The sequence below is a fragment of the Anaerotruncus sp. 80 genome (assembly GCF_009936115.1).
Taxonomy (GTDB): domain Bacteria; phylum Bacillota; class Clostridia; order Peptostreptococcales; family Anaerovoracaceae; genus Senimuribacter; species Senimuribacter intestinalis.
The window spans coordinates 19,181-41,617 of sequence record NZ_QWES01000026.1 but is presented as its reverse complement, the minus strand read 5'-3'; the positions used below and the strand labels follow the sequence as shown (position 1 = coordinate 41,617).

The 22,437-nt window shown below is 44.8% G+C and carries 26 protein-coding genes; 22 read left to right on the top strand and 4 right to left on the bottom strand.

Features of this window, described 5'->3' with window-relative positions; translation table 11 throughout:
- The 15 genes from D1155_RS16135 to D1155_RS12880 all read left to right on the top strand — a co-directional run.
- Positions 1–456: AAA family ATPase (locus tag D1155_RS16135; protein WP_347560998.1), on the top strand; the 456-nt coding region annotated here is incomplete at its 5' end.
- A complete protein-coding gene (locus tag D1155_RS12945) occupies positions 390–1,130 on the top strand; it encodes a DUF4143 domain-containing protein (protein WP_347560997.1) in 741 nt (246 codons plus the stop codon). The genes D1155_RS16135 and D1155_RS12945, both read left to right, overlap by 67 nt.
- A gap of 50 nt (positions 1,131–1,180) precedes the next feature.
- Positions 1,181–1,675 carry a prolyl-tRNA synthetase associated domain-containing protein gene (locus D1155_RS12940; protein ID WP_347560996.1) on the top strand — a complete coding sequence of 165 codons (495 nt, stop codon included), beginning with the start codon at positions 1,181–1,183 and terminating at the stop codon, positions 1,673–1,675.
- Between the two features lie 14 nt (positions 1,676–1,689).
- Positions 1,690–1,884, top strand: coding sequence for a hypothetical protein (locus D1155_RS12935; RefSeq protein ID WP_201759597.1), 195 nt, complete (start codon positions 1,690–1,692; stop codon positions 1,882–1,884).
- Between the two features lie 118 nt (positions 1,885–2,002).
- Positions 2,003–3,097 carry a hypothetical protein gene (locus tag D1155_RS12930; RefSeq protein ID WP_160202833.1) on the top strand — a complete coding sequence of 365 codons (1,095 nt, stop codon included), beginning with the start codon at positions 2,003–2,005 and terminating at the stop codon, positions 3,095–3,097.
- Positions 3,098–3,200: 103 nt separating this feature from the next.
- Positions 3,201–3,683, top strand: coding sequence for a gamma carbonic anhydrase family protein (locus D1155_RS12925; protein WP_160202832.1), 483 nt, complete (start codon positions 3,201–3,203; stop codon positions 3,681–3,683).
- A gap of 216 nt (positions 3,684–3,899) precedes the next feature.
- Entirely contained in the window at positions 3,900–4,316 is a 417-nt protein-coding gene (locus tag D1155_RS12920) for a YjdF family protein (protein ID WP_160202831.1), read from the top strand.
- A gap of 65 nt (positions 4,317–4,381) precedes the next feature.
- Positions 4,382–4,891 carry a hypothetical protein gene (locus D1155_RS12915; protein ID WP_160202830.1) on the top strand — a complete coding sequence of 170 codons (510 nt, stop codon included), beginning with the start codon at positions 4,382–4,384 and terminating at the stop codon, positions 4,889–4,891.
- A 144-nt stretch (positions 4,892–5,035) separates the two neighbouring features.
- Positions 5,036–5,926: a GNAT family N-acetyltransferase gene (locus D1155_RS16130; RefSeq protein WP_160202829.1), complete on the top strand. Its 891-nt coding sequence runs from the start codon at positions 5,036–5,038 to the stop codon at positions 5,924–5,926.
- Positions 5,927–6,027: 101 nt separating this feature from the next.
- Entirely contained in the window at positions 6,028–6,951 is a 924-nt protein-coding gene (locus D1155_RS12905; RefSeq protein ID WP_160202828.1) for a YafY family protein, read from the top strand.
- The gene (locus tag D1155_RS12900) at positions 6,929–7,681 is read left to right on the top strand and encodes a GNAT family N-acetyltransferase (RefSeq protein WP_160202827.1); all 753 of its coding nucleotides are present in this window, start codon (positions 6,929–6,931) and stop codon (positions 7,679–7,681) included. The genes D1155_RS12905 and D1155_RS12900 overlap by 23 nt, the downstream gene beginning before the upstream one ends.
- A gap of 28 nt (positions 7,682–7,709) precedes the next feature.
- Positions 7,710–8,036, top strand: coding sequence for a TfoX/Sxy family protein (locus D1155_RS12895; RefSeq protein WP_160202826.1), 327 nt, complete (start codon positions 7,710–7,712; stop codon positions 8,034–8,036).
- A 2-nt stretch (positions 8,037–8,038) separates the two neighbouring features.
- The gene (locus tag D1155_RS12890) at positions 8,039–8,695 is read left to right on the top strand and encodes a GyrI-like domain-containing protein (protein ID WP_160202825.1); all 657 of its coding nucleotides are present in this window, start codon (positions 8,039–8,041) and stop codon (positions 8,693–8,695) included.
- 27 nt (positions 8,696–8,722) lie between these two features.
- Positions 8,723–8,962: a DUF6485 family protein gene (locus tag D1155_RS12885; protein WP_160202824.1), complete on the top strand. Its 240-nt coding sequence runs from the start codon at positions 8,723–8,725 to the stop codon at positions 8,960–8,962.
- A gap of 85 nt (positions 8,963–9,047) precedes the next feature.
- Entirely contained in the window at positions 9,048–10,133 is a 1,086-nt protein-coding gene (locus D1155_RS12880) for a hypothetical protein (protein WP_160202823.1), read from the top strand.
- Between the two features lie 109 nt (positions 10,134–10,242).
- Here the strand turns inward: D1155_RS12880 and D1155_RS12875 are convergent, their stop codons facing one another.
- Complete coding sequence (locus tag D1155_RS12875) at positions 10,243–10,890, bottom strand: GntR family transcriptional regulator (protein WP_160202822.1); 648 nt, start codon at positions 10,888–10,890, stop codon at positions 10,243–10,245.
- A 435-nt stretch (positions 10,891–11,325) separates the two neighbouring features.
- On the opposite strand from D1155_RS12875, the gene iorA reads away from it, so the two are divergent.
- Positions 11,326–13,104: an indolepyruvate ferredoxin oxidoreductase subunit alpha gene (iorA, locus tag D1155_RS12870; RefSeq protein ID WP_160202821.1), complete on the top strand. Its 1,779-nt coding sequence runs from the start codon at positions 11,326–11,328 to the stop codon at positions 13,102–13,104.
- A gap of 1 nt (position 13,105) precedes the next feature.
- Positions 13,106–13,684 carry an indolepyruvate oxidoreductase subunit beta gene (locus tag D1155_RS12865; RefSeq protein WP_160202820.1) on the top strand — a complete coding sequence of 193 codons (579 nt, stop codon included), beginning with the start codon at positions 13,106–13,108 and terminating at the stop codon, positions 13,682–13,684.
- Between the two features lie 753 nt (positions 13,685–14,437).
- On the opposite strand, the gene D1155_RS12860 is transcribed toward D1155_RS12865, so the two are convergent.
- Positions 14,438–15,721, bottom strand: a complete 1,284-nt coding sequence (locus tag D1155_RS12860) for a Na+/H+ antiporter NhaC family protein (protein ID WP_160202819.1) — start codon at positions 15,719–15,721, stop codon at positions 14,438–14,440.
- 108 nt (positions 15,722–15,829) lie between these two features.
- Positions 15,830–16,612 carry a PHP domain-containing protein gene (locus D1155_RS12855; RefSeq protein ID WP_160202818.1) on the bottom strand — a complete coding sequence of 261 codons (783 nt, stop codon included), beginning with the start codon at positions 16,610–16,612 and terminating at the stop codon, positions 15,830–15,832.
- Between the two features lie 183 nt (positions 16,613–16,795).
- On the opposite strand from D1155_RS12855, the gene D1155_RS12850 reads away from it, so the two are divergent.
- Positions 16,796–17,353 (top strand): biotin transporter BioY, encoded by a 558-nt coding sequence (locus D1155_RS12850; RefSeq protein WP_160202817.1) that lies wholly within the window; start codon positions 16,796–16,798, stop codon positions 17,351–17,353.
- Between the two features lie 15 nt (positions 17,354–17,368).
- Here the strand turns inward: D1155_RS12850 and D1155_RS12845 are convergent, their stop codons facing one another.
- Complete coding sequence (locus tag D1155_RS12845; RefSeq protein WP_160202816.1) at positions 17,369–18,238, bottom strand: LysR family transcriptional regulator; 870 nt, start codon at positions 18,236–18,238, stop codon at positions 17,369–17,371.
- A gap of 143 nt (positions 18,239–18,381) precedes the next feature.
- Between D1155_RS12845 and D1155_RS12840 the strand changes: the two genes are divergently transcribed.
- The 4 genes from D1155_RS12840 (at position 18,382) to D1155_RS12825 (ending at position 22,419) form a co-directional block, all read left to right on the top strand.
- On the top strand, positions 18,382–19,605 hold the full coding sequence (locus tag D1155_RS12840; protein ID WP_243151096.1) for a hypothetical protein: 1,224 nt from the start codon (positions 18,382–18,384) through the stop codon (positions 19,603–19,605).
- Between the two features lie 187 nt (positions 19,606–19,792).
- Positions 19,793–21,589, top strand: a complete 1,797-nt coding sequence (locus D1155_RS12835; RefSeq protein WP_160202815.1) for an ABC-F family ATP-binding cassette domain-containing protein — start codon at positions 19,793–19,795, stop codon at positions 21,587–21,589.
- 19 nt (positions 21,590–21,608) lie between these two features.
- Positions 21,609–21,827 (top strand): YdbC family protein, encoded by a 219-nt coding sequence (locus tag D1155_RS12830; RefSeq protein ID WP_160202814.1) that lies wholly within the window; start codon positions 21,609–21,611, stop codon positions 21,825–21,827.
- Between the two features lie 10 nt (positions 21,828–21,837).
- Positions 21,838–22,419, top strand: a complete 582-nt coding sequence (locus tag D1155_RS12825; protein WP_160202813.1) for an NAD(P)H-dependent oxidoreductase — start codon at positions 21,838–21,840, stop codon at positions 22,417–22,419.
- Positions 22,420–22,437: the final 18 nt, after the last annotated feature.

Below are 22,437 nucleotides of genomic sequence, written 5' to 3'. Positions count from 1 at the left end.
ACTACTATGCTGCAGAAACTGATGGAGGGAACTGAGCGAAGCTATGTCACGTTAGACGATTTGCAGGAGAGAAGCATCGCAAAAACAGACCCGGAATTGTTTTTACAGCTGCATAAACCGCCGGTGCTGATTGATGAAGTGCAGTATGCACCGGAGCTTTTTACGTATATCAAAATTCATGTGGATCAATACCACATGCCGGGCGATTTTTGGCTGGCAGGGTCGCAGGCATTCAAATTAATGGATGGGATACAGGAATCTTTGGCGGGCAGAGTAGCATTGCTCTCTTTAACGCCTCTTTCTCAGGCAGAGATATGCGGCGGTGAGATAACGCCTTTTCAATTGGATTTTGACTGTTTGAAGGAGAGAGAGAGAAAGAGCGGGAAGAAATGGATGTTCAAGCCATCTTTCAGCGGATTTATCAGGGATCCATGCCGGCAATCATCAGTGGCTTGAATCGTAACAGCAATATTTTTTACAGCAGCTATTTGAATACTTATATTGAACGGGATGTGAAAGGCCTTTCAGTTGCAGTGGATTCGCTGAAGTTTTTAAGATTTATGACGGCAGTGGCGGCGAGAAGCGGACAGATGCTTAATGTGGCAGAAATTGCGCAGGACGCGGACATCAATCAAATCCAGGCGAAGGCGTGGCTTACAATTTTGGAAACTTTGGGAATCATTTTCTATCTACATCCGTACTCCAACAATCTGCTGAAGCGTTTGGTGAAAAAGCCGAAGCTATATTTTTATGATACGGGGCTTGTCTGCTATCTGACAAAGTGGAGCAGTGCGGAAACCTTAGAAAGCGGTGCGATGAACGGCGCAATGCTGGAGAACTATGTAGTTTCAGAAATTGCAAAGTCTTACTTAAATTGCGGGAGAGAACCATTTATGTACTATTACCGGGATAAGGATGCAAAGGAAATCGACATCGTACTGGAACGTGACGGCGTGCTGCATCCGATTGAGATTAAGAAGACTGCAAATCCCGGAACAGAATTGACGAAAGTATTTTCACTGCTGGATGGGGCTTCTGTTCCGCGGGGAAAAGGCGCGGTGATTTGTATGAAACCAAATTTGAGCGCAATTGACAGGGAAAACTATATTGTGCCAGTGTGGTTGATTTAAATCGCCTGGTATCGAATATACAGGAATGAGAACACAAAACGGAGATTGCTATGACAATGCAGAAACAAGACATCTATGCATATTTAAAAATGAAGAATATCCGGCATGAGATTATAGAGCACAAGGCGGTGTATCATATGGAAGAGGCTTCCAAACTGGAATTGCCTTATCCGGAAGCCGATGGGAAGAATTTGTTTATTCGAGACGACAAGAAAAGAAATTACTATTTGCTCACCGTGAAGGGTGATAAAAAAGTAAACCTGAAAGCGTTTAGAGAAAAGAATCATACCCGTGCCTTGAGCTTTGCGCCGGAGCATGATTTGATGGATATGCTGGGAGTAACTGCGGGTGCTGTAACGCCCTTTGGCTTGCTGAACGATAGTGAGCGAAAGGTGCAGTTTTGTATTGATAAAGATTTTTTTGGCGGTTCCCAAATGATTGGGGGGCATCCAAATGACAATACGGCAACCGTATACCTCAAGGTGGAAGTCTTGATTCGCATCATAGAAGAACATGGAAATCAGATATATGTCGTAGAGTTTTAAAAAGGAGAAACCTATTGGTCATTGCACAGGATGCGCAGGCGAATCCTGTTGGATTCATGGGAGTGGAAAAACGGAAACTGGAAATGCTGTTTATCGTGCCGCAGGCGGTTGGCTTCTATACCCATATGGGATTTTGGCTTGCTCGGCGGGCGGAAATCGATGAGCAGGGGCATCCGTATCCGATTTTGTATATGAAATTGGATGCATAAAGCAGCGTGCAGGGGATTTTTGATTCTGTACTATAAAGCAGATGCTGATTTTCTGTATTGCGCACTGAACTTTTGTGAAGTATAATAATGCCATATGCATGGAAAGGAGGGGAAGTGCTTGAAAGTGGAATCTTTGACAGGTTATTTGATGTCAGAAGACAGAAAAATCGCTGAGATTGAGAATGGGAAAATCCTTAAGTTTGACAGCGCTTTGCTGCCGCTGTATTTAAAGAGAACAGAGGATATAGCGGGATGGCTGGCAGGTCGTGCCATTGATACGCATCGGGTAAATTCCCGTCTGCTGAAAAAAGTGCTTCGTCTGCATACCGCTGATGATGCGGAAACTGCCTTGTCCGTCAATGGTGCAACCATTACAGATACTTACTGGATTTGCCCTGCAGATCATCTGGTGCATTACGCAGATGTTTGCTTTAAAGAAAATGATTTTGATGGTCTTGCCCTTTATGGTGACCCTGACAGCTTTTCACAGAGACCTTCCAGAACACCGGAGTTGACCAACATTGGGAGTTATGAAAAATGCTGGCGTCGAAAGGATGGCGCCTGGTGGATGTATAAGGCGGGAACACCTTGGGAGTATTTTTCGGAGTTGTTCATTTGCAGACTGGGTCTTGAGATGGGGTTTTCTATGGCATGGTATGAGATGGAAGAAGGTTATATCAGAACCAAAGATTTTACAGGCGGTGCCAAAATGAATTTTGAAACGGCAGATGGTGTGATGGGCGAAGAGGACGATTATGCCCGGAGCTATAAAAAGTTATGCGCGCTAAATCCTGCTTTGGGGTCTGATTATTTGAAAATTCTCTGGATGGATACCCTTTGCTTTAACATGGATCGACATACGAAAAATTTTGGACTGCTGCGAGATAGGACGAGTGGCAGGATTTTAAAAATGGCGCCGAACTATGATAATAATATTGCACTGGTTTCCAGAGGTTACAGCCGTGATATCAGCCGCGGTGCAGATGGATTGATTCGATTTTTTCGCGAGTTTATACAAGAACAGCCGGAAGCAAAAGATGTGCTTTGTAAATTAATCGCCTCCAGCGAAATTCCACTTGTTACAGAGGAAATGCTTTTGAGTGTTCTTGCGGAAACAGATGCCGAGCTTCCCGGCGCAGGCGTGGATCTGGATTATATAAAACAATTTGTGGAAAACGGGCAGAAGCAGCTGCTTGCAATATTAGATTTATAAAACATTGCTGGAACTTTCGCTATACCTTTTCTGATGGGAACAGATCCCCTTGTACTATAGGTGCAAATACGTTACAATAAAACACACTACAGGAGGAAAGAACATGAAACCGGTTATCAGCAAATCTGCCCATATTGCGAAAGAAAGTATTTTGATTGGAGATGTGCATGTAGGCAATGAGGCAACGGTGCTGTATTATGCTGTTTTACGGGGAGATAATGGGCGTATCAGTGTTGGAGAACGGACCAACATTCAGGAGCACTGTGTGCTGCACACTGACCCTGGACATCAGGTTCTGATTGGAAATAACGTAACAGTAGGTCACGGCTGTATTCTTCACGGCTGTCAGATTGACGATGAAACGATGATTGGCATGGGCTCCATCGTTATGAATGGTGCGAAGATTGGAAAGCACTGTCTGATTGGCGCGGGCAGCCTGGTCACAGAAAACACAGTAATTCCGGATGGATTTCTTGCTCTTGGCAGACCGGCAAAACCTATAAGACCGCTGAATCAGGATCAGCTGGCGATGCTAAAAGAGAGTGCTGCTGAGTATGTGGAAACGGGGCGGAAGCTACTGGATTAAAATAACTATTTTCATTTTAGATGATATGAGTACAAACGGGCATTTTTATGGTAATATATATATATGCAAAGATAAAAACACAAACGCAGAAATTTTATTGCAAGATTCCTGCAGAACCGGTAGGTAGTCCGGTCGCACCGATTTGGTGTAAGTAACCCTCCCTCCTTAGGGTCGTCCGTTCTTTGTGCATTACAATTATTTTAAGGAGGAATTGTCATGGACAAGGTATCGGGAAAGCTGACCGTATTTTTTGAAGAACCTTTTTGGGTAGGCGTCTTTGAGCGTGTAGAAAAGGGAAAACTATCAGTGTGCAGGGTGGTTTTCGGTGCAGAGCCGAAAAGCTACGATGTATATGATTTTGTTTTAAAGAACTACAATCAGTTGCGATTCAGTCCGGCTGTGGAGGCAACCTTTCAGAAGGCCAGTATCAATCCGAAGCGCGCCCAGCGCCAGATTCACAGGCAGGTGCAAAACCAAGGTATTGGAACCAAATCTCAGCAGGCGTTGAAACTGCAGCAGGAACAGATGAAAACGGAGCGCAAGGCAGAAAGCCGAAAGAGGAAAATGGTCGAGAAGAAGCGCCAGTTTGCGTTGAAACAGCAAAAAAAGAAAGAAAAGCATAGGGGCAGATAGCTGCCTCTATGTTTTTTATCTTAAGTATGATAAACTATAAACGAAAAATAAAGTGGAGGATTGCGATGGAACTTGGAATTACTATCCCGCTGCAGCGTTTTTTGAAACGAAAACAGCCAGCCTACGGTGGAATGACTGACCTTTTTTTCTGCTGGGATTTGCACAATGTCACTTACCAGGGCAGAGATGTCCTTTTAGTTGTAAATGCGTCTAATCGATTTACCTGTGTCACAGCGAACTTGTGCGCAGCAGATTGGACAAACCTGGAGGAAATGGTGCAAAAAACCATAACCGAAGGATTACTGGCAGAGGGATACAGCTGGGAACAGGTGTATTGCTATCTGCAAGCAGCAGGCGAGGTATGGATTACAAAGACTCATGGGCGCAGACCGGTTGCTGCATTGAATCGCGCAGTGGAGCGGCTTAGCTGGATGGCAGAGCCGATGTCAGAAGAGCGACAGTTTCAAGAAGTCCACAGTAGATGGGTCAATGAAGAACTTTGCAAAACCGCAGGTTTTGTACAGCGAGGAAAACCCAAAGACTTTTTTTCTGCTGAGCTGGAACAGATATTATAAAGAAATCTTATCATTTCTCAGGAACACCTAGATATATTTGCTGTGCTGCAGATTCTCGTAAGCCTTGAGAAGAAGAAAAAAATAGTATATAATGAACACAACTTTTCAACGGAAGAAATAATTTTAAACTGAGAGGAGAAGCAAATGGGAACAGAGACGATTAAGACGGAGAGGTTGACACTTAGAAAATTTTACATAGACGATGCGAAGGCGATGTACCGCAATTGGGCGTCTGACTGCGAAGTAACCAGGTTCTTAACATGGCCTGCCCATGATAATATAGAAGTAACCAGGACAGTGCTGAAGGATTGGGAACAGCAGTATGCTGATGAAAATTTTTATAACTGGGCTATTGTGCTAGATGAGGTTGGCGAACCAATCGGCAGTATTGGCATGGCTGCAGCGGATTCGGACACTCGTATGATTGCCATTGGATACTGTATTGGAAAAAAATATTGGCATCAGGGTATTGCGTCGGAGGCACTGCAGGCTGTCATCGATTTTCTGTTTCAGAAAACTAATTATAATCGGATTGAAGCCAGACACGATGTATTCAATCCCCATTCCGGTATGGTGATGAAAAAATGCGGTATGCAGTACGAGGGGACTTTGCGCGAAGTAGCGAGGGATAATACAGGGCTTTCAGACTGCCGATATTACTCCATTCTCAGAAAGGATTACGAAGCAAAAGCAGAAACCGGGCAGATTGCCTTTGAAGAAACGGAGAAAACCGATGTGATTGCGTCCTTTGAAGGAAAGCTGCGGGAGAAGACGGTTGGATACGCTCGTATTGCCCACTATGATGGAAGAGCAACGGAGCTTTGCGGCATCTGGCTGACCGATGAGGGAAAAGAGCTTTTGGAAATTACCGCTTTTGCGGAAGGCTTCTTCACGTTTTTAAAAGAACGTGGATATGAGGAGTTGTATCTGGAAAATGAGGATATGGATTTTGGCGATAGGTTTGGATTTACGTTGGAGTCGCGGGACGCTTCAGGCTGGTATCCGAAGTATGAGTTCCGGAGAAAACTAGTGTAGCCTTAAAAATAATTGCGACAAAATCAAAGCAAACATGACACACTGCTGTCGTGTTTGCTTTGCTATTATGAGGATACTATACAAAAGAGGAGATTTTATTTATGAAAATCGACCGGCTAATCGGCATTTTATCTGTGCTTTTGCGATGTGAACAGGTTACAGCGCCAGAACTTGCAGAACGCTTTGAAGTGTCCAGAAGAACCATCAACAGAGATATCGAAGCCCTCTGCAAGGCGGGGATTCCTATTGCGACCAGTCAGGGAAGCGGCGGAGGCATTTCTATTATGGATGGCTACAAAATTGACAGAACACTGCTTACGACAAAGGATATGCAGATGATTTTAGCAGGTCTGCGGAGCCTTGACAGTGTTAGCGGAAGCAGTTATTATGAGCAGCTGATGGAAAAGTTAAAGCCTGGCGCGTCGAGCTTTACCTGCGGCAGCGATTTTATGCTGATTGATTTGTCTTCTTGGTACAAAGAGACTCTGGCGCCGAAGATTCAGTTGATGCAGGAGGCGATTTCGGAGAAAAGGAAGCTGACATTTCGGTATTATTCGCCGAAAGGAGAAGAAATGCGAACGGTGGAGCCGTATTACCTGGTATTTCACTGGTCCAGCTGGTATCTGTGGGCGTGGTGCGAAAAGAGACAGGATTTTCGTCTGTTTAAGCTCAATCGGATGACCTACGTGGAAAAGGTGGGGGAATGCTTTGCTGGGCGTGATGTACCTTTTCCGGAACTTTCTAACGAGAAAATTTTTCCGGGAGAAATCAAGGTAAAAGCACTCTTTGAAGCCGGGGCAAAATGGCGATTGATTGAGGAGTTTGGAGTGGACTCTTTTCGAGAGCAGGAAGATGGAAGGCTGCTTTTTTGTGCGGACTATACCGACAAGGAAAATCTGCTGACATGGTTGCTTACTTTCGGAGCGCAGGCGGAACTTTTGCAGCCGGAAGAACTACGAGAAGAATTGCGCCAGATAATCCAAAAAATGGAGGAAAAATACAATGGAGTACATCAAACTGACTGAAGAAAATCTGGAAAAAGAGCACATTTGCTGTGCCATATCATCGAATAGAGACCCGCAGGTGACCAGCAAGAAAGGCTGGCTGAAAGAACGGTTTGCAGATGGTTTAGTGTTTCTGCGGGCTGATACCAGGGGAAAGTGCTTTATCGAGTATATCCCTGCGGAAAAGGCGTGGCTGCCTATTGAGGCTGAAAATTACATGCACATTAACTGCTTCTGGGTGTCGGGTGCAAGCAAGGGGCACGGCTATTCCAGCGAACTTCTGCGCACCTGTATTGCAGACGCAAAAGCACAGGGTAAATCGGGTCTTTCAATCATTTCATCTGAAAAAAAGAAAGGTTTTCTGTCTGATCCAAAGTATCTGCAGCATAAAGGCTTTCTGCTTGCTGATACGGCGGAACCGTATTTTACGCTGCTGTATCTGCCGTTTTCGGCGGACGCGGCAAAACCCGTATTTCGTCCCAATGCGAAGCAACCGGCGCTGAAAGAGGAGGGCTTTACGCTGTATTATACCAGTGGCTGTCCTTTCACCGCAAAATATGTGCCGGTGATTGAAAACCTGGCGGAGGCAAAGGGTATCGCTTTTGAAAAGAGAAAGATCGAAACCTGTGAGCAGGCGCAGAATGCGCCCATGGCATGGACCAATTACGGACTGTTTTATAATGGAACTTATATCACCCATGAAATTCTTTCAGAGAAAAAGTTTGAACGTCTCTGTGAAACTTTGCTTTGACGAAATCGGGTAAGAAAGGAGTAAAAGGATGGCATCTCATTTAGAGTTTGTAGAATATGTGGCAGGACAGCTTTCGGAAGCGGGAGAAATCACATACCGGAAAATGTTCGGCGAGTACGGCATGTATCTGGACGGTAAAATTTTTGCGGTCATTTGCGATGACCAGCTGTTCATCAAGGTAACTGAGGCAGGGCGCAGGCTCGCACCCCAGCTGACCCTTGCGCCGCCTTATGAAAGTGCGAAGGATTATTTTCTTTTTGAAGACATCGACAATCGGGAATTTCTAGTCAGCTTTGTGAAAACAACGTGGGCGGATCTGCCTATGCCGAAACCGAAGAAAAAGAAGGTGAAGTAACAATGGCGTTTGATTATAAAAAGGAATACAAAGAGTTTTATCAACCGGGGAAGAAGCCGTCTTTGGTGGAAGTGCCCAAGATGCGTTATATTGCAGTTAGGGGAGAGGGAGACCCCAATGAAGAGGGAGGCGCGTACAAAGAAGCTATCGGATTACTATATGCCATTGCTTTTACGATTAAGATGAGCAAATTGGGCAGCCATCGCATTGAGGGCTATTTTGACTATGTAGTGCCTCCGCTGGAAGGATTTTGGTGGCAGGAAGGCGTGCAGGGCGTCGATTTCAGCAGGAAAGAAGATTTTCAGTGGATTTCAGCCATTCGGCTGCCGGATTTTGTGACCAGAGAAGAATTCGACTGGGCGATCTCGGAAGCAACAGCAAAGAAGAAACGGGATTTCTCCAAAGTGGAATATCTGACGATGGAGGAAGGACTTTGTGTTCAGTGCATGCACGTGGGGGCTTATGATGACGAGCCGCAAACGGTGGCGCTGATGGAGGCATACGTGGCAGAGCAGGGTTTTGTGACAGACTTTACAGAAAACCGGCGGCACCACGAAATTTATCTGTCCGATCCAAGAAGAGTCGCCGCACAGCGGTGCAAAACTGTGATTCGGCATCCTGTGAAGAAAGCTTGCGCAGCGGAGGAAAATAGAGTATGATAAGAAAAAACAAGGAGGCGCTACAACATGGGGAAAGTGAGTTTTTGTACCTGCAATGACTATGATTGTCCTTTTAACCCGGTCAATCATAATGAAGGATGCACGCCTTGTATTGCGAAGAATCTGAAAGAAAGAGAAATTCCTAGCTGCTTTTTTAATGCACAGGATCCGGATCGAGAGACTGATCGGGGCAGCTATAAATGGGAGGATTTTGCAAGAGTGGTAGCAGAGTCTTCTGGCGAGGACGGCAAGCAAGTGAACATGTAAAATGGATAGACTGAAAGCAGAGGCTTTCGGTCTATTTTTTTCTTTGTCCGCATATTCTGGTAGGAAGTACAAAGGGGGATTCGCGTTGAAAGAAAAAATTAGTATCATCCGGGTTATGAAGTATGCTGGAGCCTATATCGCCTTTGAAATCGGCTCTGGTTTTGCAACGGGACAGGAAATTTTACAGTTTTATACATCTTATGGAACTATGGGACTCGCTGGAGCCATTGTCAGTATGATTCTTTTTTCCTGGGCAGGTGGCAGCCTGATGAAGATTGGACATCGGGTAGGTGAAAAAGCTGCAGAAAAGCCATACCAGCTTTTTTGCGGAAAAATACTGGGAACTTTCTATGAATATTTTGTTCTGTTTTATTTATTTGCAGTCCTTGCTGTGATGATTTCCGGTGCAGGAGCGTCGCTTTCGGAGTATTGCGGGGTCAGTTACTATGTAGGGGGACTGATTATGGCGCTTCTGGTCTTTGGCGCTTTTGCTTTTGGACTTGATAAACTCATTGATATTGTAGGGCTTATGGGACCGCTTATCATTGGTTTTTCTGTGTTTATTGCAATCTGCACGATTACAGCGAACTTTGGTGATCTGATGGCGGGAAATGTAGATGTGGAATTTTTACAGAATGCACGCCCTGCACAGAACTGGTGGTTTAGCGGCATTTTGTATGTTGCCTATAATACAGTCAGTTCAGTTGCATTTCTGATGGCGCTGGGAAGGGATGCGAAATCTGAAAGAGAGGCAGCGGCTGGCGGCATTGCGGGTGGCGTACTGCTGATGATTACGGTGATCTTCATGAATTTGGCATTGACCTCACGGCTGGATTTGGCAGAAAGCAGTATCGTGCCTTCTCTGAAACTGGCAGAAAACGTATCATCTGCAGCGGGAACGGTGTTTGTCTGTATTATGATCTGCGGCATCTTCTCTACAGCAGCGCCGGTGCTCTGGTCCATCTGCAATGGTCTTGCAAGACCGAAGAGTAAAGCGTCTCTGATTATTGCTTTTCTGGTCAGCGCTGACAGTTTTATCCTGGGGCAGCTGCCTTTTGACAAACTGGTAGCATTTATTTATCCTTTTACGGGATATCTGGGCATTATACTGCTGTTCTGTGTGTTTCGGTGGCAAATTGGACATAGGAAGAACACTGTGCAAAGAAATTAATTTTTTCATGAAAAAAGCTCTTGCCAGAAAGGGGAGAGGCAAGAGCTTTCCTATTGCATACTTCAATTCTGAAAGAATAGGAGGGAGTATGCAGAAGGGATGGAAGAATTTAGTTTGTTTCGTTTAGTTGGAAGCGATTATAATGGGCAGACAGCAAATCCTTTGCGGTGCTGTAATCGCCGCTGATGATAGCGCTCAGAATCTGCTGGTGTTCCATGACAGTGTGATTTCTGCTTCTGTCAATATGCCAGTGATTATAGAGTACAATCATGTAAAATAAATCTTCGATTTGACCGTACTGCCGTGTGATATAAGGATTGTCACAGCAGGTGATGAAAGCGGACTCGAAACTGATGGAATAACGAACGTATTCCTGCATATTGTCTACCTCCAGATGGTCAATCTGTGCTTTCAATGTTTTCTGTAAAAGTTCTACAAGCTGATCCATTCTGCCGGTCTGCTGGCAGATCTCAAAGGCGCCAAGAAGCATGCTCAAAATTGCCTGTGCAATCTGTGCAAGTCTTCGCTCGGAAAATTTAATGACGCTGGGTCCGGAATTGGGATAAATGTCGATGATACCGTCGCGATTCAGCATGGAAAGTGCTTCTCTCACTGGAGAATTACTGACATTCAGTTCTTTGGAAAGGGCTGTAATGCTTAGGCGGCTTCCGGGTTCGTATTTTCCTTCAATGATATTTTTCTTGATGATGTCGTAAATCTGATCCCGTATAGGGGCTTTCTTAATCGGCTTGTTCATAGTCTGGTATTCCTTTGTCTAGTCTTCATATCGATAGGCATATTTTAAGGGATTTTCGCCATAATGTCAATAGTTTTCTGATTTCTTTGAAAAGGGTTTGACGAAAAATAATGAATGATTGATAATGCCTTATTTTTACGGGAAAAATATGGTGAAAATGCGGGAAATGTGTAATTATATGCACCTTTATCATTGGAAAAATCGGATTTATGGAAAAAATAGAGCATTCACGGTTTATTGTATACAATAATTACAAATAAATAAAAAATAGATAGAAAAATTGTTTGCGTATACATAAAGCAGAAAAAATTGAAAAAAATATAGGTTGATTTGGTGAAATCAATTGACAACGGAAATTTCCGGTTCTAAAATGTGGTTAAGAAGTTAATCATGTAAGAGATTACTTGGTAGATAGAAGAAGGAGGATTCACCCTTATGAAAAAATTATTAACAGGCGATGAAGCTATTGCAAGAGGGGCTTATGAGGCTGGCGTAACACACGCATCTGCATATCCTGGAACGCCTAGTACAGAAATTTTGGAAAATGTTGCTAAATATAAGGAGATTTACGCTGAATGGGCACCGAACGAAAAGGTAGCCATGGAATCCGCAGCAGGGGCATCAATGGCTGGGGCAAGAAGCATGGCTTCCATGAAGCACGTAGGTGTAAACGTAGCTGCTGACCCGATGATGACCTTTGCCACCATGAGAGTAAACGGCGGTTCCGTACTGGTAACAGCTGATGAGCCGGGCATGTTCTCCTCTCAGAATGAACAGGACAACAGAAACTTTGCTAAGATGGCAAAGATGCCGATGTTTGAGCCTGCAGACTCTCAGGAATGCCTTGACATGATGAAGGAAGCTTATGAAGTTTCCGAAACCTATGGCGCATTGGTGCTGATGAGAATGGTTACTCGTGTATGTCACTCTAAATCGCTGGTAGAAGTTGGCGAAAGAGTAGAAGTTGCCAACAGACCTTGGGAAAAGGATCTGGCAAGATTCGTCTGCGTGCCTGCTAACGCAAGAGTCAACAGAGTAAACATGGAAGAAAGAACCAAGAAGTTGGAGGCGTACTCCGAACAGTCCAAGTTCAACTTTGCTGAGATGAACGGAACCAAAATCGGTGTTATCGCATCCGGTCCTTCCTATTACTATGCGAAGGAAGTATTCGGAGAAGATGCTTCTTATCTGAAATTAGGCTTCACATTCCCGCTGCCGACAGAGATGATCAAAGAGTTCTGCAGCAAGGTAGAAACGATTTATATCGTAGAAGAAGACGATCCATATATCGAAGAATTTGTACAGCGTCTCGGATTTGCATGCCACGGCAAGGACACATTCCCTGCATACGGTGAAATGACTTCCGACGTGCTGAGAAAAGCGCTTTACGGTGAAGAACTGCCGCAGATTTCTTATGACAAAGAAAAAGTCATCAAGCGTCCGCCGACACTTTGTGCAGGATGTCCGCACAGAGGACTGTTCTATAGACTGGGCAAGAGAAAAGATGTGATGATTACTGGCGACATCGGCTGCTATACTTTGGCATACGGCGCGCCTTATAATGCAATGGACGCTGCGATCTGTATGGGCGCATCTATTTCTATGGGGCACGGCGCGCAGAAAACCTTCAACAGAGAAGGCATTAAGAGAAAGGTTGTTACCGTACTGGGTGACTCTACATTCTTCCATACCGGCGTAAACTCCCTGATGAACACCGTTTACAACAACAGCAATACCATCAACGTAATTCTCGATAACAGAATTACCGGTATGACGGGTCATCAGCAGAATCCGGGTACTGGCTACACCGTAAAAGGTGAAGAAGCTAACATGATCAACATGGAAGCGTTGGTTAAAGCCATCGGTATCAAGCATGTAAAAGTAATCGATCCGAACGACCTGAAAGCAGTTGACGCCGCCTTTGATGAATTTTGGGATCTGGATGAACCATCTGTTATCATCACAAGATGGCCGTGCGTGCTGAAGAAATTCTCTCAGGCTGATCTGGAAGAATTCCCGGGTCTGTTCCAGACAAAGGATGTTGTAGATCCTGACAAGTGTATCGGATGTAAGGCATGTCAGAAGACTGGATGTCCTGCACTGATTTTTGACAAAGATACTAAGAAAGTACATATCAATAGAGCTGACTGTGTAGGCTGCGACGTTTGCGCACAGGTTTGCCCGGTAGATGCCATCGTAAAGGAGGAGAAATAAAATGACAAAGAATATTTTATTATCAGGTGTCGGCGGACAGGGCACCATCACTGCTGCAAAGATGCTGACCTTCGGTCTGATGGAAGCAGGCTACGACGTAAAGATGAGTGAAATTCACGGCATGAGCCAGAGAGGTGGCGACGTGGTTTCTCAGGTTAGATACAGCAAAGAGAAAGTATTCTCTCCTGTCATCGAAAAGGGTACTGCAGATATCATCGTTTCCTTTGAAGAAATGGAAGCGCTGAGAACTCTGGATTATCTGAAACCAGATGGCGCAGTGGTTGTCAATACAGAGAGAATTCCTTCCATGACCGTACTGACCGGCGTAGAAGAATATGCAAACGATGTCATTGAAGAAATTGAAAAGGCAGCAGACCGCGTACATACCATGGACGCATCCAAAATGGCTGCGGACCTGGGCAACGTAAAAGCGGCTAACGTCATTCTTCTAGGCGCCCTTGTAAAATTGATGGGGCTTGACGATATCGACTGGGAAGATATCATCAGAAAGAATGTAAAAGAAAAGTTCATCGATCTGAACCTGAAAGCATTCAAAGTAGGCGCAGACGCTGTAAAATAACTATAAAATTTAAAAGACAGGAATCTCTTGCATGAAAGGGATTCCTGTTTTTCTGTTTTTGGTACTACGGATTTTTTTATTAAGTAGGAAAAATAGGTAGAGAAGCTGATGATTGACAATATGTAAAAAACTATCTAAAAAGTAAGGAAATGAGACAGTTCTTTTGAAGTAAAAGTGATATTGGAGCGAAAAAGAATCCAAGACAAATGCCAGGATGAAGTTTAATCTGATTTAATGATTGGTATGCAGTATTTCATGCTGTGGAGAAACCGGTGCGCCATAATCTCAGGATTTTTTTGTATATATGGCGTTCATCTCCTGGAAAACGCCATATTTTAAGCGTTTTTTTGTATACATGGCGCCAGCCATCCGCCAACCGCCATATTTGGATTCATTTTCTCAAATACTGGCACGAGCCTGCCGCCCGATACTTGCTTTTTTGATATTTTACTGTAGGATACCAAAGTTTTTCCGACTATCTGTCTGCATTTCTTTCTGCAGCCGCCATTTTTTCTTAAAAAGCTTTTGTATCTGGCACTTTCTCAAAGGTCCGCGCCATGTATACAGAAATCAAGCTAAAATATGGCGCGGGGTAAATCATCGGCATATCTTGATTCTCTTTCTGCCAGGTTTGCTCCCGTACATGAACTTGCCGGACTAGCTGCTTGTAGCGGGCGCTGGCCTAAAGCCGAAAAGAAGCTGTCTCATTTTATTTTGAGACAGCTTCTTTCAACCTTATGCAAGATGGGGTTGTTATTTTTTCTTCGAGACAGCGACGCTGATCAGACCGCACACTGCCATTAGGTAAGGATAGAACAGATACGGAATGATATCAAAGGAGGTTAGCCCTGTCAGCGTTGCAGCAGACAGCAGCTGGGCGCCGTAAGGAATAATCCCCTGAAATACGGAGGCGAACATATCCAGAAGGGAAGCGCTTCGTTCCGGTGAAATGCCGTAGTCGTCGCTGATTTCTTTTGCGATTGGGCCCGCAATTACGATAGCCACGGTGTTGTTGGCGGTCGCTGCGTCAACAACAGAAATCAGAGCAGCAATACCAACTTCCGCGCCTTTATATGTATGAATACGGCTATGGATTTTTTCGAGAATAAAAGCGAATCCTCCGTTTTCTTTGACCAGTGCGCTGATGGCAGCAACCAGCATGGAAATTACAGTGATATCATACATACCGGTGACGCCGCTGCCGATAGAAGTGAATACTTCAGATACGACAAGGGAGCCGGTGAAAAGACCAACGAGAATGGAAAGTACGGTGCCGCTGATTAAAACAACAAACACGTTGATTCCGATTACTGCAGTCACTAATACAAAGATATACGGCATAACCTGCCAGATATTATAATTGAGCTCTGCCTCTAATGTAAAAGAAGCGCCGCGAGTCAGGCAGAACAGTATGACAACGGTGATAATTGCTGCTGGAAGTACAATCAGAAAGTTCTTTCTGAATTTATCTTTCATCTCACAGCCCTGGGTTCTTACCGCTGCGATGGTGGTATCTGAAATCATGGACAGATTGTCGCCGAACATAGCACCGGACACAACTGCACCGATACAGATTGGCAGCGCAAAGCCGGTCTTGTCCGCAATGCCTACAGCGATTGGTGCAAGGGCTGCGATGGTACCCATGGAAGTACCCATGGAAATTGAGATAAAGCAGCCGATGACAAACAGACCGATTACTGCAACGCTTGGCGGCATCAGGGAAAGCCCCAGATTGACGGTACTGTCGACTCCCCCTGCTGCAGATACTGCTCCTGAAAAAGCGCCTGCGGCAAGATATATCAAGCACATTGTGATGATATTATCTTCCCCGATTCCAATAGCAGCAATGTGCAGCTTTTCGGTAAAGGTTTTGCCCTTTGTCTGGACAAATGCTACGATAAGCGCGATTAAGAAGCCTACAACAGCTGGCATGGTATAAAAGTCATTGAGTAGAATTCCGGTTCCTAGAAATAGGATTAGAAATACCAGAATTGGAAGCAGAGCCCAGCCGTTTGCCTTTGGTTTTGATTCGTTCATTTCTTCGTCTCCTTTTTGCGTAAATTAATAATAAAATCCTGAGAAAAAAAGTCGGACCTTTGTGGGGTTCGACTCAGGGACAATTGCTATTTACATTTTATCAAATTATTATTTGCGGTGCAAGGGTAATTTGCGAAGTTTTAGCTGTCTGTAAGGGGAATAAAGCAGACCCAGACTGCGATTGTAGGCGCGGAATCCAAGGGAGGCAGCTATAGAATGTCTTTTTTTGTGCTTCGGGAGCATGATTCGTTCTGTACCTCCGAAAGCAATGATTCCACCGCAGGTAATAGCGGAGATTAAATCATTGTTGCAGGTGATATTCTCATGGAAAGCAGTAAATGCCATGCCAACATAATCTTCTTTGTGAGAGTCTGAACCGCCGATACAGGGTTTGCCATATGCTTTTGCAAGGGCCTGCGCTTTCTGGTTGGCAAGGGGACTTTCACAGGTGTTAAAGCCTTCAATAAAATCAAAGTGGTTGACAAGCTGAGGATTTTTGCGCAGCTTGCGGAGAAGCAGAGCGCTGTTGTAGCGAGTGCCGAAAGGATGAGCAGGTCCTAGAATTCCGCCATACTGATGGACCAGCTTTATCAGTCGCGCAATGGACATGCCGCGGATTTTTAGCACAGGCAGAAAAATGCCATCTGGCATAATCACCAGAATGTGACCGGCGTCCCTGGTGTCGTATTCCACTCCGACCAGTACTGTAAAATCGCTGGTTATGCTGTGGCAAAAATTTTTAAAATACCGATAGCCTTTGTATGTATCGTGGTCAGTTATCAGCATACCGGAGAAACCGTGAGATATTAAAAGTTCAATATAGCGTTCGATTGGAATTTTTGCATCGATGGAACCGGCTTTGGTGTGACAGTGCATATCGAATTTTATCATCAAATTCACTTCCTTTCGCGATATAGCCTTTACATATGAAATGGATTTTATACAGGTATTTTATGCAAAAATGCAGTTTGAAATGTGCTGCATCATTGTCACCTTTTATTAAAAAACAAGGTTGACATGAAGAGGCGTAGATGTTATACTCTCTTTAGTTCAAGAAAGAAGGAGTATTTAATTATGACTACAACAAGAAATAAAACCTATGATATGATTTGTGTGGCAATGTTTGCAGTTATTATGGCAGTATGTTCCTGGATATCAATTCCTACTTTGGTTCCTTTTACGATGCAGACCTTTGCGCTGTTTTTAGCCTTTGGTGTGTTAGGGGGCAAGAGGGGCACTCTGGTCGTTGTTATCTATGTTCTGCTGGGAGCTGTTGGTGTTCCAGTCTTTGCAGGATTTTCCAGTGGGCTTGGTGTGCTGATGGGTACTACCGGCGGATATGTGCTGGGATTTTTGCTCAGCGGACTTCTCTATTGGAGTTTAGAGCGGCTGCTCGGTGAGAAAATCTGGGTGCGTGCTCTCTCCATGGTTTTGGGAATGGTTACCTACTACGTATTTGGGACTATTTGGTTTATGGTGGTGTATACCCAAAACACGGGAGCTATCGGTCTCAGCGCAGTGTTGGGCTGGTGTGTATTCCCATTTCTGCTGCCGGATAGCATAAAGTTGGTGTTGGCACTCATACTTAGTGACAGGCTGAAAAAAATCGTGAAAAAAAGTGGCTGGGAGTAAGCGCATCTGTGCGGGCTACTTCCGATAATCCAGATATTCCAGAAAACGCTTTACCGCAAGGGAAGCGTTTTTTTTGCTGCGCAAAATCAGCGCAAGGTCACGGTAGGCGGGCTCTTCCAAAGGCTTTGTGATGATGTTGTAGGGGGAACGCTTTAAAATCAGGCTGGGCAGAATGCTGATTCCCAGCCCACTTTCAACCATTGCCATGATAGCGTAGTCATCGAAAGTAGAACAGCGAATCTTGGGCGTTAACTGATGATAGCGAAAAATCTGTTCGGCGTCCACACGCTTTCCGGTTTTCGGGAGAATAAAGGGGTCGTCGCACAGCGCCTTTAGAGGAAATTTTTTGCAGTGTTCAAGGGGGTGACTTTTGGGAAGTGCCACCAGCAGTTCGTCCATTTCAAGATGAATGGTTTCCAGCGGGGATCGGATGGGGAGAGGCAGAAAGCCGCAATCCGCTTTGCCGCTGACGACCCAAGCTTCGATTTCTTCGTAGTCACCCATGAGCAGTTCATAGTCAATGCCGGGATAGTCCGCTTGAAAATGTTTGATGATGTTAGGAATCCAGTGAGTAGCAATACTGGAGAAGGTAGCAATTCGGATTAGTCCTGTGTGAAGACCGGAAAGCTCGTCTACCTGTTCTGTAAGGGCATCGTATTCTCTGCATAAAGACTGAATAAACGGAAGCAGCTTTTCGCCCTGAGAGGTCAAGAAGACGCCAGCTTTACCGCGCTCTAGAAGCGTTAGATTCCATTCTTTTTCTATGTCGGAAATCATGCGGCTGATTCCTGACTGGGAATAGTTCAAAAGTTCAGCGGCTTTGGTAAAGCTGCCATATTCCACAGTCTTGAGAAAGGCTTGGTATTTCTGTAAATTGGATTCCATCGTTTTCACTCCTATATATCTGATTTTGTAATGTAAAACATGAAAGAAATTCGCTTTTGTGATTTATACTTTTATGATACAGTATGAGAGAGAAAAATACAAGACAGATAAAAAAGAAAGTGAAAAGAAGGAAGGAATTTGTAATGCAGGAGAATTTATCTGTGCAGAGAGAACCGCAGCTGACAAAACCACAGATGAAAATTGTGGAAAATAGAAAGCCCCGGGTGAAAAATGCGTTTAGTCTGGAAACATTAGTATTTTTAGGAATCTTTGGCGTGATATTTGGGTACCTTGGAATTACCATGGGAACTGTCAATATGATGAATACGCTGATGAATACAGCCTATGACCTCTTACTGAACACGGTATTTTATATTATGGCAATCGCCGTACTTGCTGGTGCGGCTGCTGGATTATTAACGGAATTCGGCGTTGTAGCAGCGATTAATAAAATTTTGTCACCTTTAATGAAGCCTCTTTACGGGCTTCCAGGAGCAAGCATAGTAGGCGTAGTTACTACTTATTTGTCCGATAATCCAGCAATTTTATCGCTGGCAGAGGACGATAATTTCAGAAGATATTTCAAAAAATATCAGCTTCCGGCATTGACTAACATTGGGACGGCCTTTGGTATGGGCATGATTATTACTACCTTTATGATTGGGATTAAGGCACCGGCAGGCGAAAGCTTTGTGGTGGCGGCTCTGATTGGTAATCTGGGTGCAGTCATTGGCAGTATTGTCAGTGCAAGATTAATGCTTCGCCATACAAAGAAAATTTACGGAACAGAAGCGGAAGTCGATGTAAAATCCGGCTGCAGCCAGATTTCCCTTGACGAAAGAATGATTCGCGAAGGCGGTCTGGGTGAACGTTTCATGGGCGCTATGCTGGAAGGCGGAAAAAATGGCGTATCTATGGGATTTGCCATTATTCCTGGCGTGCTTATCATCTGTACTATCGTGATGATGCTGACTGGCGGACCTTCTGCTGATGGAACTTTTACTGGTGCAGCTTATGAAGGCGTTGGATTTTTGCCGTGGCTTGCGGAAAAAGTGGAATTTATTCTGACCCCATTGTTTGGCTTTACTGCGGCAGAAGGGATTTCTGTGCCAATTACGGCGCTGGGCGCTGCGGGTGCTGCCATTGGACTGGTGCCGAATTTAGTAGCAGATGGTCTGGCTTCTGGTAATGATATCGCAGTTTTTACAGCGATGTGCATGTGTTGGAGTGGTTATCTGAGTACGCACGTTGCGATGATGGATTCTTTGAGATTCAGAGAATTGACAGGAAAGGCAATTCTCTGCCATACAATCGGCGGTCTGATTGCTGGTGTCAGCGCACACTTATTATATATGCTTATTGGATAAAGCTTTCTTAAATTATATCGTAAAATGCGGATGCTGCATGATTAGGCATCCGTATTTTATTTCACTAATTCTGACGGGGTGTAGCGGAAGGCGCGCCATAATTGGCGTCCGCAAAGAAGGGGAAAAGATAGAAAAGAAGTGATAACAAGAGTTGATTTTCATATAGGGAAGCGTATATAATAGAACCATGATTTTACTTAATGCAGAACATATTAAAAAGAGTTATACAGAAAAGCCGCTGCTGATGGATGTGAACCTTTCCATCGATCAGGAGGATAAAATTGGACTAATCGGCGTCAACGGAAGCGGAAAATCTACTTTGCTGAAGATTCTTGCGGGTGCAGTCGATGAGGAAGGCGGCACCATCACAAAATCCAGAGAGCTTCGCAGCGCATATCTGGCGCAGAATCCGCCCTACGACCCAGGGCTGTCTGTGATGGAACAGGCATCGCGGTATCTTTTGGAAACTGGCAGTCAAGTTGAGCAGTATCAGTACCAGTCCATGCTGACAAAGCTTGGCATTACCGACTTTGAACAGAAGATGGGGCAGCTTTCCGGCGGACAGAGGAAACGGGTTGCCATGGCAGCAGTTTTGACGGCGGACAGCAATTTGTTAATCCTGGATGAGCCGACCAACCATATGGACAGCGATGTCATTATTTGGCTGGAAGAATATTTGCTTCGCTACAAAGGTGCGATATTCATGATTACCCATGATAGGTATTTTTTAGATCGAGTGGCTAACCGAATTGTGGAAATCGACGGCGGAAAGCTTTACAGCTATGATGGCAATTACGATTACTATTTGGAGACCCAGGCTGCCAGAAAGGAGATGGAACTGGCATCGGAGAGAAAGCGGCAGGCCATTTATCGCAAGGAACTTGCTTGGATTCGTAGAGGTGCTAAGGCTCGTACTACAAAGGCAAAGGGCAGAATTGAGAGGTTCCATCAGCTGGAAGAAAGTAAATTGGTAATAGGCGATGCCGCGCTGGAAATGACTGCCGCATCCAGCAGACTGGGTAAGAAGATTATTGAGATTGAACATCTCAGCAAAGCCTACGGCGATCTGCGGCTGATTGATGATTTTAGCTATATCCTTTTGCGAAATGACAGAGTCGGTATCATCGGACCTAACGGCTGTGGAAAGTCAACCCTACTCGGTATGCTTATGGGGCAAATCGCCAGTGACAGTGGTAAAGTGGAAAAAGGTGATACCGTAAAAATCGGCTATTTCTCGCAAGAAAATCAGGCTCTCGATGAGGATGCTAGAGTGATTCGTTATATTTCTGATATTGCAGGCACTGTGCAGACCAGCGAAGGGAGTTTCTCAGCTTCCCAAATGCTGGAGCGCTTTCTGTTTCCGCCCCATATGCACTCTGTCAAAATCGGACATCTTTCCGGTGGTGAGAAGCGAAGACTGTACCTGCTCAGTATTTTGATGACAGCACCAAATGTACTGATTTTGGACGAACCGACCAATGACCTGGATATCGAAACCCTGACGGTGTTGGAGGACTATTTGGACGATTTTAATGGTGCGGTCATCGCCGTATCCCATGACCGATATTTTCTGGATAGAGTGACCCGAAAGACCTTTGCATTTTTACCGGGTGGTGAGATACGCCAGTACAATGGAGGGTTTACAGACTATGAGGCAAAGCACAGTTTAGAGCTTTTGGAACAGCAGACAATAGCAAAACAGGAAAAGGCACCAGAGCCTAAGCGGCGAGAAACAAAGCCGCAGAAACCCCGTTTCACATATAATGAACAGAAAGAGTTTGAGACGATTGATGCGGATATTGAGGCGCTGGAAAGCCGGCTGGCAGAAGCGGAAGCAGAGATGAGCCGACATGCCACGGATTTTTCAAAGCTGGCAGAGCTGCAGATGGAGAAGGAAGAACTTGAAACACAGCTGCTTGAAAAGATAGAGCGGTGGACGTATCTGAACGAGTTAGCAGAGGAAATTGCCAATTACAAGAAATAAGAAGAGTGAGGAGAGAGTTATGGCAGATATTAAATATGAAATCATAGAGGAAATCGGCGTGTTATCAGAAGGTGCAAGAGGTTGGCGCAAGGAGCTGAATTTGGTCAGCTGGAACGGTGCTGCACCGAAGTATGATCTGCGAGACTGGGCGCCTGCGCATGAGAAAATGGGAAAAGGCGTTACCTTAACAAAAGATGAGGCAAAAGCGCTGGCAGCCTTGCTTGGCGAGATACAGTAGGAGGCGAGAAATGGAAAAACTGTTATTCATAGACGCATGTGTCAGGGATGAAAGGTCCAGAACTAAGATTTTGTGCGACGTTTATCTGGAAGAATTTCTGAAAAAAAATCCGGAGACTGAGGTTGAAACGGTAGTCCTCAGAAACGGCAGCGTGCAGCCTCACACTATGGAGAAATTGGATATTCGGGACGACCTGGTTCGCAAAAAAGACTTCACGCATCAGATGTTCAGCCTGGCGAAACAGTTTAAGGAAGCGGACTATATCGTAATCGGCACACCTTATTGGGATTTGTCCTTCGCAGCAATTCTTAAAGTCTACATCGAAAATATTATGGTAGCAGACTTGACCTTTAAAGCTACTAATACAGGATTTATCGGACTGTGCAATGGAAAAAAGCTGACATATATTACGACAGCGGGCGGCTTCATTGGAGAAAAAAATTATGGTTACGATTATATGTGTGGAGCAGCCGATATGCTTGGCATTCCTGAAACAGAATGCATCAAAGCAGAAGCGCTGGATATCGAAGGATTTGATGCAGAGAAGATTGTGGCGAAAGCCGTCGAGGAAATTCGCTGCAAATTCAAATAGACTAGGTATGCTTGGGAA